The 15,068-nt window shown below is 40.1% G+C and carries 11 protein-coding genes and 1 tRNA gene; 10 read left to right on the forward strand and 2 right to left on the reverse strand.

What is annotated here, in order from left to right:
* Positions 1–62 precede the first annotated feature (62 nt).
* The 6 genes from HWQ47_RS11855 (at position 63) to rmf (ending at position 7,576) form a co-directional block, all read left to right on the forward strand.
* Positions 63–596: a cell division protein ZapC gene (locus tag HWQ47_RS11855; RefSeq protein WP_269971318.1), complete on the forward strand. Its 534-nt coding sequence runs from the start codon at positions 63–65 to the stop codon at positions 594–596.
* 370 nt (positions 597–966) lie between these two features.
* Entirely contained in the window at positions 967–3,102 is a 2,136-nt protein-coding gene (gene rlmKL / locus HWQ47_RS11860) for a bifunctional 23S rRNA (guanine(2069)-N(7))-methyltransferase RlmK/23S rRNA (guanine(2445)-N(2))-methyltransferase RlmL (RefSeq protein WP_269971319.1), read from the forward strand.
* The gene (locus HWQ47_RS11865; RefSeq protein ID WP_269971320.1) at positions 3,026–3,331 is read left to right on the forward strand and encodes a glutaredoxin family protein; all 306 of its coding nucleotides are present in this window, start codon (positions 3,026–3,028) and stop codon (positions 3,329–3,331) included. The genes rlmKL and HWQ47_RS11865 overlap by 77 nt, the downstream gene beginning before the upstream one ends.
* Before the next feature lies 1 nt (position 3,332).
* A complete protein-coding gene (locus HWQ47_RS11870; protein ID WP_269971321.1) occupies positions 3,333–5,252 on the forward strand; it encodes an ABC transporter ATP-binding protein in 1,920 nt (639 codons plus the stop codon).
* 47 nt (positions 5,253–5,299) lie between these two features.
* Positions 5,300–7,225 (forward strand): DUF3466 family protein, encoded by a 1,926-nt coding sequence (locus HWQ47_RS11875; RefSeq protein WP_269971322.1) that lies wholly within the window; start codon positions 5,300–5,302, stop codon positions 7,223–7,225.
* A gap of 174 nt (positions 7,226–7,399) precedes the next feature.
* Positions 7,400–7,576 (forward strand): ribosome modulation factor, encoded by a 177-nt coding sequence (gene rmf, locus HWQ47_RS11880; protein ID WP_269971323.1) that lies wholly within the window; start codon positions 7,400–7,402, stop codon positions 7,574–7,576.
* Positions 7,577–7,684: 108 nt separating this feature from the next.
* Here rmf and fabA read toward each other — a convergent pair whose 3' ends face one another.
* Both fabA and HWQ47_RS11890 read right to left on the reverse strand, forming a co-directional pair.
* On the reverse strand, positions 7,685–8,200 hold the full coding sequence (gene fabA / locus HWQ47_RS11885) for a bifunctional 3-hydroxydecanoyl-ACP dehydratase/trans-2-decenoyl-ACP isomerase (protein WP_269971324.1): 516 nt from the start codon (positions 8,198–8,200) through the stop codon (positions 7,685–7,687).
* Positions 8,201–8,267: 67 nt separating this feature from the next.
* The gene (locus HWQ47_RS11890) at positions 8,268–10,001 is read right to left on the reverse strand and encodes a S16 family serine protease (RefSeq protein ID WP_269971325.1); all 1,734 of its coding nucleotides are present in this window, start codon (positions 9,999–10,001) and stop codon (positions 8,268–8,270) included.
* Positions 10,002–10,232: 231 nt separating this feature from the next.
* Here HWQ47_RS11890 and HWQ47_RS11895 point away from each other — a divergent pair.
* The 4 genes from HWQ47_RS11895 (at position 10,233) to uvrC (ending at position 14,998) form a co-directional block, all read left to right on the forward strand.
* A tRNA-Ser gene (locus HWQ47_RS11895) sits at positions 10,233–10,323 on the forward strand.
* A 155-nt stretch (positions 10,324–10,478) separates the two neighbouring features.
* Positions 10,479–11,508 (forward strand): IS630 family transposase gene (locus HWQ47_RS11900; protein ID WP_442802036.1). Its coding sequence is split into 2 segments (ribosomal slippage): positions 10,479–10,927 and positions 10,926–11,508, totalling 1,032 coding nucleotides; the frame shifts between segments, so codons are not numbered across the junction.
* 995 nt (positions 11,509–12,503) lie between these two features.
* A complete protein-coding gene (uvrY, locus tag HWQ47_RS11905; RefSeq protein ID WP_269971327.1) occupies positions 12,504–13,148 on the forward strand; it encodes a UvrY/SirA/GacA family response regulator transcription factor in 645 nt (214 codons plus the stop codon).
* A 20-nt stretch (positions 13,149–13,168) separates the two neighbouring features.
* On the forward strand, positions 13,169–14,998 hold the full coding sequence (gene uvrC / locus HWQ47_RS11910) for an excinuclease ABC subunit UvrC (protein ID WP_269971328.1): 1,830 nt from the start codon (positions 13,169–13,171) through the stop codon (positions 14,996–14,998).
* Positions 14,999–15,068 lie beyond the last annotated feature (70 nt).

The following is a 15,068-nucleotide window of genomic DNA, read 5'->3' on the forward strand; positions in this document are numbered from 1 at the left end:
TTTTGATATTGAACAAAATATCTACTATTATCGTAGAGTTTTCAATATAAATGGTAGACATTATGTTATTAATGCCAAAAAGGGATTGGCAATGGAGATATGATGATTCGTATGGGGTATTAAGCGTTTCATTGGGCTCCGAAATGGAATTTCTGACTCCTTATAAATCAAAACTTTTAATTCCTGATGCCTTATCAGAATTGAATTTTAGTGTTGAACACGCTAAATTTTATATTGATTTTGTTGATTTACTTACTAAATCTCTCAACATTTCTGATGCTGTTAAGGTGCAATTAGCGCTGAATGGCACAGCTGCGTATTTTTTGTTAAAACCTCAAATGCCTAAATCTTGGTTTTTCGACACCAGTACTATGTGTGTTTATAGTGAGCTAGGAAAAGTATTTCAGCTCAGGTGCCAAGGGGTAACTGCACAGGTTCTTGTTGTTGAGACTAATATTCAAGCATCTTTGGTTATGATTCTCTCCAAACAGTTAACGCTTAATGCTACTAAGACTTTGATGCAGTTTGAATGCATTAAGGTTATGAATGATAGGTTGCATCCATTAAAAACCAATAGGGCCATTGCAGCTGCGTAATTGATTATGCTGTGCTAGTTTTAGTGTGTATTCTTTTTATAATTAAACTCGTCATTCGGTTTTATTCCTCATCATATTGTTCTAACTTAATCGTTTAATTGAATTCCCCCACGTTTTAAGTCTTAGGTAGCGCAAACTTTGTGTTTATCGTAAGTCATGTGTTACTTATTAATTGTGATGTAAAGTTAGCCATTAAATTCAAAATTGAGTGGCTATAAATGTTCAATTACTGAGCTGTTCACTTGAGCCTAGCAGAAGCAAACTCAATCAGATTGGATGTATCACAACCTAAACTCATAACTTTTTATCATTTTATGTGTCCGACAAGGTATAATGCGTCATTAATTTTTACTGTGTACTTATTCTACTGATGTTAAATTTCTTTGCTGCGGCTCCTAGGGGCTATGAATATGCGTTATCACTCGAGTTAGCAGAACTCGGTGCTTCTGAGATAAAAGAGAGTGTTGCTGGAGTTTACTTTTCAGCTTCTCTTGAATTGGGCTATCGGATAACACTTTGGTCTCGAATTGCGAGTCGGATAATTTTCGTTATCCATAAAGGCCCATGTGAATCACCTGAGCAGCTTTATAATGCGGCTTATGGTATTGATTGGCAGATGCAATTCAATCATCGCAGTACATTTAGCATCGATTTTCATGGCATGGGTGGCTTTATTAATAACACCATGTTTGGCGCACTTAAAATTAAAGATGCTATCGTAGATCGTTTTCGTGATGATGATTGTCCTAGACCTGATGTGGCTCGTGTCGATGCTGATTTTAGAATTGACGCACACTATCGCCGTGGACAAATCACGATTGGTTTGAATTTTTCAGGTCCTGCACTGCATAAGCGTGGTTACCGAGCAACGACTGGCGAAGCTCCGTTAAAAGAGAACTTAGCGGCTAACATGTTAATGCGCAGCGGATGGCAAAAAAATCCTGTGACGTTACTGGATCCTTTTTGTGGTAGCGGTACGATTTTGATTGAAGCTGCCATGATGGCCTGTGATATTGCACCAGGTTTGCATCGAGAGCGTTTTGGATTTGAACATTGGTTAAGACACAATAATAAATATTGGCAAGAGTTGCTTGATGAAGCTAAAGCGAGAGCATCAATAGGTGTGACCCGTTGTAGCACTAAGTTTTATGGCTCTGATATTGATTCACGTATTGTGGCGTTAGCGAAAAAGAATGCTGAGAATGCGGGTGTACTTGATCTTATCGATTTCAGTGTGACCAATGCATTAAATGTAAAAGTACCTGCAGAGACAGGTTATTTAATTACCAATCCACCTTATGGTGAACGTTTAGGTACTGTGACGGCGCTTTTACAACTGTATTATCAGTTGGGTGATAAATTTAAAGCTGAATTTGGGGGCTGGAATCTTGCTGTGTTGAACAGTGATGTCGAACTTTTGTCAGCTTTAAAGTTAAAGGCTGATAAACAGATGAAGATGAATAACGGTGCACTAGAGTGTGCGTTTAATCTTTACACCGTCCATGCAATCAATACTCGTCGTGTCGATCCAGCTAACATCAATCGTGATGGTGATGTTAGTGACATTGCTGTTCCATTTGCGAACCGAGTAAAAAAGAACTTTAAGCAACTTGAAAAGTGGGCTAAGAAAGAGGGCATAGATAGTTACCGTATCTACGATGCCGATCTACCTGACTATAAAGTAGCCATCGATAAGTACCTCGATTATGTTGTTATCCAAGAGTATACGGCGCCTGTCGATATTCCTGAGTCAGTGACTAAACGTCGTCTTACCGATGTGTTGATCACTTTGCCTAGTGCTATTGGTATCAATCCTGAAAATATAATCTTAAAAACACGTGAGAAACAAAAAGGCACGAATCAATATGAAAAGATTCAGGCGAGTAAGCTTGAACTTATTACTACTGAGTATGGTGCCAAGTTCAAGCTTAACCTTAAAGAGTATCTTGATACTGGTTTGTTCCTCGATCATAGATTGACTCGTAAGCTTGTGGGTGAGCTGTCTAAAGGCCGGAAGATGCTCAACCTTTTTGCTTATACGGGCACAGCATCGGTTCATGCGGCGCTTGGCGGTGCAACATCGGTGACGACGGTTGATATGTCAAATACCTATATTAACTGGGCTAAAGAGAACTTTGCTCTCAATGGATTGAATGACAATAAATATGAATTTGTTCAGGCCAATTGTCTAACATGGATTAAGCGTACCCATGACAAGTTCGATTTTATCTTTATTGATCCGCCAACCTTCTCTAACTCGAAGCGCATGGAAGACTCATTTGATGTTGAGAGAGATCATGTAGCCATGTTGACCGATTTAATTAAGATATTAAATCCTGGTGGCGAAATTATTTTCTCCAATAATAAGCGTAAGTTCAAGATGGAAATTGAAGCTTTGAATGCCGTAGGCATTGCAGTTAAAAACATCGATGATAAGACTTTGCCGATGGATTTTAAACGTAATCCTCACATTCACAATACCTGGTTGCTTACACACGGTGGTTAAGACCACCAATTACATTTTGTTTCACACAGATGCTTGCCATTTGTGTGAACTCGCTGCTGCACAGCTCTATCAAACAGAGGTTTTATTCATCCATCAAGATATTTGTGATGATGAGGCCTTAGTTGAGCAATATGGTATACGCATTCCCGTATTAAAACAGATTGATACCAATAAAGAGCTTAATTGGCCTTTTGATATTGATACTTTGAAAGAATTTTTAGGAGTATAACTTGAGTTTAGTTCGTATTAATAATGGTTCGTTAGCTTATGGCTATACACCACTATTGCTAAAAGCGGATTTCACCATTGAAGCTGGTGAACGTGTCTGTATTGTTGGCCGTAATGGTGCTGGCAAATCGAGCTTAATGAAAGTCTTGAGTGGTGATGTGTTACTTGATGAAGGCGAATTTAACATAGCGACAGATGTTAAGGTCAGTCGTTTACAGCAAGATCCACCTAAAGCAGAGCCTGGCACTGTTTATGCCTATATTGCAGCAGGCCTGCAAGAAGTAGGAGAGAAGCTAGAGCGTTATCACCAACTAGCTCATGATGTTGGCAGTGCTGAGCCACAGCAGATGGAGCGCATGCTTAAGCAGATGGAACGTTTGCAAGATGATATTGATCATCTAAATGGTTGGCAGCTTGATAGCCGAATTAATCAAAACTGTGAATTGTTGGGATTAGACCCAGACAGTGCGTTAACTGAACTATCGGGTGGGTGGCAACGTAAAGTTGCGTTGGCCCGAGCACTGGTTAGTGAGCCTGATCTACTGCTGTTAGATGAACCGACTAACCATCTGGATATCGATACGATTGAATGGCTTGAACAGTTCTTAATGAGCTATAAAGGGGCCATCGTTTTTGTGAGCCATGACAGGGGCTTTATTACCAGAATGGCAACTCGAATCGTTGATCTTGATCGCGGCGTGGTCACTTCTTGGCCTGGAAATTATCAGACATATTTAGAGGGTAAAGCTGAGTGGTTGAGAGTAGAAGCTGAGCAAAATGCACACTTCGATAAGAAACTAGCAGAAGAAGAAGTTTGGATCCGCCAAGGTGTCAAAGCGAGACGAACCCGTAATGAGGGTAGGGTACGTGCACTAAAAGCGCTGAGAGATGAGCGAATGGCCAGACTTAACCGTCAAGGCGGTGCGAAGATGGCAGTTGCTGATACTGATCGTTCAGGTAAGTTAGTGTTTGATATCGAAGGCCTTAACTATAACTTACCAGATAAGAACTTAGTTAAAGACTTTACCTCTGCAGTAATGCGTGGCGACCGTATTGCGCTTATTGGGCCAAATGGTTGCGGTAAATCTACCTTGGTTAAACTGTTAATTGGTCAACTAGAAGCTCAATCTGGCACTGTCAAAGTCGGCACTAAACTTGAAATAGCGTATTTTGATCAGTATCGCGAAGCATTGGATCCTGAAAAAACAGTTGAAGAAAACGTTGGTGAAGGCAAGAAGACCATCACCATAAATGGCCAAGACAGACATATCTTAAGTTATTTACAAGATTTTTTGTTCTCGCCTATGAGAGCGAGGACACCAGTTAAAGCGTTGTCTGGTGGAGAGAAAAATAGATTGTTATTGGCTCGTCTGCTGTTAAAACCTGCCAATTTAATTATACTCGATGAGCCAACGAACGATCTGGATATTGAAACTCTGGAGTTGTTAGAATCTTTGCTTACCGATTACCCTGGTACTCTGTTGATTGTAAGCCATGATAGGGCATTTATTGATAATACCGTGACCAGCAGCTGGTGGTTTACAGGTAATGGTGGCTGGAGTGAGTATGTTGGAGGCTATCAAGATGCCGTATCTCAAGGTGCTCGTTTTTATTCTGAGGAACCTCAGGCGATAAACACTGTCCAACCTGCTAAGGTTGAAACTATTACGGTGAAAACTGAATTAAAAGCAAAACCAGAAAAGAAACTGTCCTATAAGTTGCAACGTGAGCTTGAGTTGTTGCCAGCAAAAATGGAACAGTTAGAACAAGAGGTTGAAGCATTACAAGCAGAGATTGGTGCCCCAGAGTTTTATACTCAAGATCAAGATAACATCAACCTCCAACTTGAACAGTTCACAAAAAAAGAACAAGAGTTGGAAGCTTGCTTTGAGCGATGGGAAGAACTTGAGTCGCTTAAGTAATAACAATAACGATAATTAGAATTTGAATTAGTAAGGGAATAGCGTTAATGAAGTTTACATTGGATAAAGCCCTATCATTAGTAGCAGTCGGTGTTATTGGTGCTCTACAGGGAGTACATGCTGCTCCAGTTTATGAGATAACAAACTTAGATGACATCTACAAAGAAGGTGATCTGATTGGTACTCTGCAAAAGACCCGCAATGGTTATGGCATGGCAATTAATGCTGATGGAGAGTCGGTTGCAGTTGCTAAAGGTAGAAAAAAGCTGACGGTTTCTGAAGATGACGATGATGATGGCATTATCGACATCGAAGATGGTATCGCGCCGGAAGAGCGAATTACTTATTCAATAGATAAACCCATTATCGCTAATAATTTCTCTTTTATTGCCAGTGAGTTTGATACTGCAAAACCTTGGTTACCTGTGTTTGATTCGGTCAATGGTACCACTGACCCAACTCTGACAGATCCAGAGATTCCTACTACAGTAAATTCTGTTGATGTCTATTATTATGCTATTAATGATTCAGGCGTTAAAGTTGGCTCTATGACTGCAAAGGAGCGCCAAGAAGAGTATACCGGAACAAATGCAGATCAGGATTTTTGGTATTATCGTGACTTTGAAGAACGTGGTTTTAGCAAGAATAAGGAGGGTATTCAGGTTCAGTTAACTCCCCCTTGTACTTGGTATGAGAAGGATACAGTTTGTGGCAATATAGCTGGTGCGCCTGACGATGAGGATAAAGTCAACATCGGTGGCTACTCTGTTGCTGCTGCAATTAACAGTACAAATCTTGTTGTGGGCTATGTTGGGACTGAGCTATCTAAAGATTCAAAAACCCGTATTAATAGCTGTATAACTGGGGATACTTATCCTACCGATATATGTATTCAAAGAGATCAATATCCAGATTCTAACGGCTTTAGCAATATTAATTATCAAATTCGGGCCAATGTGTGGCAGCTTAATGTTGATGGTAGTGAAATCACAGATACTAAAACACTGCCATTAGGGTTTGAGACCACATCTGAGTCATCATATACAGCCCAAGGGCTTGGTATTAATGACAGTGGAATAGTCGCTGGACGCTCTCATTACAAACGTCCAGGCAATGATGACCGGATATCTTTTGATGCTTTTTACTGGACACCTGACGGTGTTGATGGGGCTTATCAACCCCATTGGGTGTCAATGATAGATGATAAATTCCAATCAATTGCCTATGGTATCAACAATAACGGTATTTTGGTTGGGAGTTACAGACAATATATTGAGGGCTATGTTCGAGATAAGTTCTTCTATTTTGATACTAATAATACTGATAGCGAGATCGTGACACCGAATGATTTTTATAATTCGATTTCAGATCTTGGTAGTAAACCTAAAGATATTAACAACAAAGGACAAGTTGTTGGTTTTATTGAGACGACACACGAAAAAGATAAACCTCGTCCTAAATCGGGTTTTCTTTTTCAATGGGATGAAGATACGAGCAAACATGAGTTTAGTGACTTAAATAAAATTTTGACTTGTGAGTCGAAAGGTTTCATTAAAAATGCTGAAGGTGCTTGGACTCGGGAAGAAGTTGAAGTGACCAGTGGTGGTGTGTTGCTTAAATATAAACAAGATATCAAAGTAGTCGAAGCAAATAGCATCAATGAGAACGGGGTGATTGTAGGCACCGCATTTGTTCGTAAGCCTCTGTATCAACTTGATTCTCTAGGGAACTTAGTAATAGAAAATGGTGAGCCAGTATTCGCTATCGATGGCAATGGTGATCCTCTTACCTCGTATCTCCCTCGAATGGTTGTACTTCAAACTGGCGGAGGGGATGCAGATGAGGCTTGGCTTGCTGCGAACAACTGTGTTGATGACAATGGCGAGGATGAGCATTATGAGCGAAAAGGTGCTGCTAGCTTTGCATGGTTATTTGCTTTGCCTTTACTCTGGTTTCGTAGACGTTTCAAATAAAATCAAGTTATAAAAAATCGAGGCAATAGCCTCGATTTTTTTATTTAAAAAACTCAACAGCTTAAAAAATAACCTCGAAAACTGGTCTGTTTTTGATTGATCTTGGCTGAAAAAAGTTCTATTTATAATATGTGAAGCTAATGCTTCTTTGTATCTAGATCAGAGGGTTTTTGCATGAAAAGACAAAAAAGAGATCGTTTAGATAGGGCTTTTTCGAAAGGATTTCAAGCTGGGGTTGGTGGTCGTTCAAAGGAAAATTGTCCTTATTCGACACTTGACTCTAAGTCACAATGGTTAGGAGGTTGGCGAGAAGGGATAGATGGTCGACTGAGTGGCTTTTTTAACAAATAGTTTAGTTGCTTGCCCTCGTAACTAACTACTCTCTACTTTTTATAAAAGATGAATAGATAGAGTAGAGTTTTGAGGGCTTTTTTATGTTCGTGATTGTTTAATTTACTCTTAAAAAGAGGATGTATCGGTAAATATACCCACTTTTAGATCTTTAGCGCTGTATATTTCACGCCCGTCAACTTCCATAACGGCATCAGCGATTCCCATGACTAATTTACGGTAGACCTTACGCTTAATAGTAAGCTTATAAGTGACTTTTTTAGCTTCTGGTAGCACTTGGCCGGTAAATTTCACTTCACCAACTCCTAGCGCGCGTCCTTTGCCCTCAGCACCCTCCCAGCCTAAAAAGAAACCTACGAGTTGCCACAGTGCATCTAAACCAAGACACCCTGGCATCACAGGGTCTGTTTCAAAGTGACATTTAAAAAACCAAAGATCTGGGTTAATGTCGAGTTCAGCTACAATTTCACCTTTAGCAAACGCTCCACCATCAGCATTAATCTTAATGATACGGTCTATCATCAACATATTATCTATGGGGAGGCGAGGTGAGTCTTTACTAAATAACTTACCATGGCCACAGGCGATAAGATCTTCTTTATTGAAACTGTCTGCTTTACTCATTGTTTACTTCACTCCTGCAATTCGAGGGGCTAAGATTAGCGAACACGTGTACGCTAAACAACTCCGATCAGCTGGAAAATTTCATTTTTTCGAGCAACTTGGCAAAAAAACCAGTTTCTTCATCTTGATAGCCCGCCAATTTAGCCAATCGATCTTGAACTATTCCATATAATGAATCATCAGGAAAGTCGTTATCTTCATCGGGGGTGCCAGCCTTTAAGCTCATCAACAGTTCGACGGCCTCATCAATATGCTCGATGGCATAAAGATGAAATTTACCCGCTTTGACAGATTCAATGATCTTAATATCTAAATTGAGTTGTTGGGTATTCGATTTAGGAATAATTACCCCTTGGCGACCTGTTAGACCTCGGCGTGCACAGAGGTTATAGAAACCCTCGATTTTTTCATTAACACCCCCAATAGCCTGTACATGGCCAAATTGATCTAGCGCACCTGTAACAGCAATACTCTGATCTATTGGTTTTTCAGCAATGGCTGAAATCAAGCTGCAATATTCGGCTAAGGAAGCACTGTCACCATCAATTTCTTGATAAGATTGTTCAAATACAATATTAGCATTGAGGTGTAAAGGGGCATCTTTACCAAATATTCGATAAAGGCAAGCGGATAAAATCATCATACCTTTTGCATGAATATTACCTGCTAATTCTGACTTACGTTCTATATCAGCCACTTCACCATCACCGTAATGTACTGATGCAGTGATCCGTGCAGGCTCCCCATAACAATACTCTACAGTGTCCAGTACCGTTAAGGCGTTAATCTGTCCGACCATAAAGCCGTCAGTAGGCAAACTGATAAACTTATCATCAAAGTTTTGTGCTGATAACATTTCAGACGCACTGTGCCGAAATTGTTGTTGTTTCAATGCGAGTGAAAAATCTTCGGCAGTGATTCGTTCCGTTACACTGTATGCTTTTGCTTGCGCGAGCATTTGCCCTATCAGTCCTGACAATAGAGAGAATCTAAGTTGGTGATCGGCAAGTCGTGCGCTGTAAATAAAAAGAGGGGCAAGTATGGATTGATGAAGTTGAGTATTCACATTAGCAGCAACGGCGATTAACCAAGTGGCATACTCAGTCTCTGAATACTGAACTAAATCTAGTTCATTAACCATTTCACCTAAAATTGGGAATAGTTGTGGAAATCGAGTCTCCTCTACCCAACACACACTAAATTGTATGCTTGATCCTATTAGGATAATTTTACAATTAAGGGGTAAAGCCGGCAGAGATGAATGAACCTTGAATTCCCTTTTAACCAAGATATTCAGAAGTAGCTCCCAAAGTCCCTCCCGCTTCCATAATGATTCGGCACAGATAAACAGGTAGTGGCATTTTGTTAACGCACCAGGTGTATAGTTATCAGCTGAGCTTTTTTGTTTATCATCGATAAACCTTCCTAACAGATCAGAACGTTTAATGTCACCAGAAAGGTATTGGTAGGTTTGATTTTTACACGAGAATGTTTCGTTGTCGGTTTCTGTGCTAGACCAGTTAAGCGTACACTGATTATCATGAGACTCGATATTATATAGATATTGTTCAGCTGGTTTTGTTTTGCTTGTAATTAAGCTTTTAATGAATTCGACTCTATCTACACTGGCAAAATCAGCAAGAAACATATGTTGGTTTGGTGTGTTACAAAGGAGCTCAAATGCATTCAGCACTCTTTCCTGTCCGAGCAACAGAGTTTGTGGAGTATGGTTTAGTTCTGCGAGTGTAGGTAGCTTGTAATGCGGAGACAACGCAGAAACTGGAATGGCAATTGAATTCATATAACAGATGCGACTTAATGATGATTATTTAATAATGGATAGATATTAACACAGCTTGATTGACGTCCATATTCAATTTGTGATCAAACACTCAATAACCTAGGCTTGCTCAAAAAACATACTTTACATGGGTTAAAAAGCATCGAAATGAAGACAAGTTAAGCAATTGAATCTTTTATCTTGGAAAGTGGTTTACATGGGAGGGGGATACTTATATTATTCGTTTCGTTCGGAGGGATGGCAGAGTGGTCGAATGCACCGGTCTTGAAAACCGGCATGGGTTTATAGCCCATCTAGGGTTCAAATCCCTATCCCTCCGCCATATTTAGATAGAGCCCTAGCAGAAATGTTAGGGCTTTTTCGTATCTGAGGTTTATAGCGCAGCACATAGGGGTCAAATCCCTATCCCTCCACCATATTTACCAATTGCATTAAAAGTTTGATCTAATAGAAGCGACTACAATCAATGGACTAGAAATGCATTCTTCTGATGATTTTAAGCTGCTAGCTAAGCAGACTAGCAATGCCCAATTACGAATTAGATACTTAGCACTTTATCATTTCACTCAAGGACAAACTCGCACTAAAACAGCCAACATATTGGGCGTGGCAAGGGGAAGCGTGAATACTTGGGTTACGGCTTATCTTACAAACGGCCTTGAGGCGCTCAATAGTCAGGCAAGAGTGGGAAGAGTTTGCCGCCTAACTGAGGCTCAGTTAGCTGAATTGAATCAATTCATTGTAAGAGATTCAATTAAAAATGAGGGGGGCCGACTAATTGCGGATGATGTCAGACAGTATATATCTAAGGTATTTAATATTGATTATCAACTGCGTAACGTTTATCGCTTACTGCATGCCCAAGGGTTTAGTTGGATAACCAGCCGTTCGAAGCATCCCAAACAATCACAGCAAGCTCAAGATGTTTTTAAAAAACTTCCAACTGGAAACGATCCTTAACATACCTGGGCACCTATCTCTTGATCGCGTTGATGTTTGGTTCCAAGACGAGGCTCGCTTTGGTCAGCAAAACCAAACAACACGTCTATGGGCTAAAACAGGAACAAGACCTAGGGTTGTGAAACAGCAGCAGTTTGAGTACGGCTACTTATTTGGTGCAGTATGTCCAAGCACTGGCCAAACGGAAGCCTTGATCACCCCTTTCGTAAATAAAGAGGCGATGACACTTCATCTGAAGCTTATCTCACAAGTTCCCCCTGATGGACGTCATGCGCTGGTGATCATCGACGGTGCAGGTTGGCATACCATGGACACAGCAGAGCCCTTTAATAATTTATCTTTGCTAAAGTTACCACCCTATTCACCAGAGTTAAATCCAATAGAGCAAGTTTGGCAGTGGCTCAGGCAAAGATGCCTATCTAATAGAACTTTTTCGGGTTTTGATGACATTGTTGAGCAGCTATCCAAAGCATGGAATAGTTTTATTTCAGATAAAAGTAGGGTGAAAGCTTTATGCTGGAGAGATTGGATTAAATTGGTCAATTAGTTAATGCAATTGGTATTAAAGAAAAAAAGGCTACTCGAAAGAGTAGCCTTTTTTCGTTTAAAACTGTTGAATCCTAGGGTTCCTATTATTTAAAGCCAGTTATCCCTGTGCCATATTGAGATTAGGCCGCTAGCAGCAATGCTATAGCAATTCCGCTAATGATGTGATCTTTCAAAGGGAATTTAAAGCCCTGTAGCCAAGGGCTATATTTGCTCCTGCAATACAGACATTCACCACATCCATGTGGCTTGCGGATGCTTGAAGCTAATAGTTATTCTCGGCTCTGGTATCCTCGGTAACTGCTCCTGCGTTACTCTACCTCCTGAATCCATTCAGTCGTGCTTCGCTCTACCTTCTGCATCTGACCTCCAAGGAAGGAGGAAATGTCTCATTTTGTATGGAACAAAATAGACCATGCCGTTGTATATCGAAAGCCTCTAACTCAGCATTAAAGGGCTTTGCTACTTGTTGAACATCAGCCGCACTACGTGAGCCACTCAGGCATTCCACTTTTGCTTTGCATTGACGTAAAAGGGAGCAACCATTTCTTCATCAATGCGCCTTGAATTGAAAACCTGAGAGGCTCTGAATTGATCACTTATTTAGTGGAATTGGTATTTAGTCGCTTTTGTATTCTAGATTAAGTTGCATATCCGCAGGTTTATAGCGCCGATATATAGTTTTTTTTAGATTTATGGGTTGAACCCTGAAATTTCTATTGTTTAAGCCTTCTATCCCTTCGTTATAAATGATCCTTTTCTTTTTAAGGTATTATTTGAGTTTGGGCTTTCTCTTGTTTGATAAATCTTGTTCATTGTTTTTACATTTTTAGCAAGATTTTGATTAATATAAGTAATTAGTTTAATTTATTATAGTTTATTACCTTGGGGAATTACATTTAGCGCTTTCTTATTGCGAGTATATGGGCTAAATTACTTATAAATATGTGATGGGTGGTGTTCGGTTCATCGTTTTACATCGAAGGTAGGTATGATTTGATTTCTGTATATTTAGTCGATGATCATGAGTTAGTCAGAACTGGGATACGACGTATTCTTGAAGATGAGCGAGGCATTAAAGTTGTTGGCGAAGCTGGAGATGGCGAAACTGCCGTACAGTGGAGTCGTAATAATGAAGCAGATGTTATCTTGATGGATATGAATATGCCTGGGATTGGTGGTCTTGAAGCCACACGAAAAATTCTTCGTTATCAATCTCACGCTAAAATAATCGTGTTAACGATTCATACTGAAGATCCTTTTCCAACCAAGGTCATGCAAGCTGGTGCATCTGGCTACTTGACGAAAGGTGCTACGCCACCTGAAGTATTACAAGCCATTCGGCAAGTTGCTCATGGCCAAAGGTACTTATCACCAGAAATTGCACAGCAGATGGCGCTGAGTCAGTTTAATCAAACAGATGAAAATCCATTTAAGACACTTTCTGAACGTGAGTTACAAATTATGATGATGATAACTAACGGTGAAAAAGTAAATGATATTTCTGAGCAGTTAAATCTAAGTCCTAAAACGGTCAATAGTTACCGCTATCGTCTTTTTGCTAAACTTGGGATAAGTGGTGATGTTGAGCTTACGCGTTTAGCTATCCGCTATAAAATGTTAGATGCTGGTCAGTTTTAACCTCTGCTCGTTTGGACATTATGTCAGTTAAGTTTGATGCAAAAGCGTTTCTACAAAGTGTCTCTACATCACCTGGCGTATACCGTATGTACGATGGTGATGGGAGTGTCATTTATGTTGGGAAAGCCAAAGATCTAAAAAAACGACTCAGCTCTTATTTTAGAATAAATATTGCTAACATTAAGACTAAAGTACTCGTATCACACATTACTAATATTGACGTCACTTTAACCCACAGTGAAACCGATGCGTTGCTACTCGAAAATGATTATATCAAGCAGTACATGCCTAAATATAATGTACTGCTCAGAGACGATAAATCTTACCCCTATATTTTTTTAAGTCAGCATCAACATCCCAGGCTGGCATATCACCGTGGTCCTAAACGCCATAAAGGAACCTATTTTGGTCCCTATCCTAATGGAGGGGCAGTAAGAGAAAGTCTGCACTTGATGCAAAAGATTTTTCCGATCAGACAGTGTGAAGATGTTTATTATAAATCCCGTTCACGGCCCTGTTTACAATTCCAAATAGGGCGTTGTAGCGCGCCATGCGTTGCTAAAGTGAGTGATGAGGAATATAAAGAACAAGTTAATCTGGCAAGCTTATTTTTAAAAGGACGGGATCAGCAAGTCATGACTGAACTTGTCTCAAAGATGGAGTCTTCTGCTCAAATTTTAGAGTTTGAGTTAGCCGCCAGGTACAGGGATCAGATTTCGGCGTTAAGAAGAGTGACCGAGCAACAAGAAGTTTCACATGGTTCTGGAGACATGGATGTTATTGGTGCCTACTACGCCTCTGGGGTAGCATGTTTTCACTTACTTTTTATACGTGATGGAAAAATATTTGGTAGTAGAAGCTATTATCCAGTAGTGCCAGCCAAGACTGAGCTGGATGAAGTGTTAAGTTCATTTATGCTGCAGTTTTACCTCAATTCAGATAGTCAAAGAACGATCCCAAAAGAGATATTGTTAAGTCATGATTTTGCCGATCTGCCAGTGTTAGAAGCTGCTATACAACGAGCTCTGGAGAAAAAGGTTGAGATAAAAACCCATGTTAGAAGTGAACGAGCTAAGTTTTTAAAATTGGCAGTAACCAATGCGACGAATGCTGTAAACACTCACTTATCGCATAAAAATACGGTTGAACAACGCTTCTTGCTTTTGGAAGAGGCTATCGAAGTGACCAACCCTATTAATAGAATGGAATGTTTCGACATAAGTCATACCATGGGAGAGAGCACTGTTGCTTCATGTGTTGTCTTTAACCGTGAAGGGCCCAATAAAGCTGAATATCGTCGATATAACATTAAAGGGGTAACGCCTGGAGATGATTATGGTGCGATGAAACAAGCGATAACTCGGCGCTTCGACAATATAGAAAAAACGGGGGAAATTCCTGATATTTTGTTTATTGACGGAGGGTTAGGACAGTTGAGGATTGCACAGAAAATAGTGGATGAGAAGTTTGCTAACTTAGATGTTTCACCATTATTGATAGGTGTTGCAAAAGGTGAGGGTAGAAAGCCGGGTTTAGAAACCTTGATTTATGGAGAAAGTGAACAGTCATTCACTTTACCGGCAGATTCAGGGGCTTTACACCTTATACAACATATTCGAGATGAGTCGCATCGCTTTGCGATTACCGGGCATCGAAATAAACGACAAAAGACGCGTAATACATCGACACTGGAGTCGATTGATGGAATCGGCCCAAAACGTCGTAAAGCTTTACTGCAATACTTAGGAGGAATACAGGAAGTGAAAGGTGCAAGTGTGTCTGAACTGGCAAAAGTACCTGGTATTAGTGTAGAAATGGCGCAAACGATACATGATTCATTTAGAACGTGATTTATCGCGTTCTATTTTGTGCCTAATTTTATTCAAAAGGCTGAGCTGTAAGCCTTTTATCAAAATGTGC

The sequence above is a fragment of the Shewanella sp. MTB7 genome, from assembly GCF_027571385.1.
Taxonomy (GTDB): Bacteria; Pseudomonadota; Gammaproteobacteria; order Enterobacterales; family Shewanellaceae; genus Shewanella.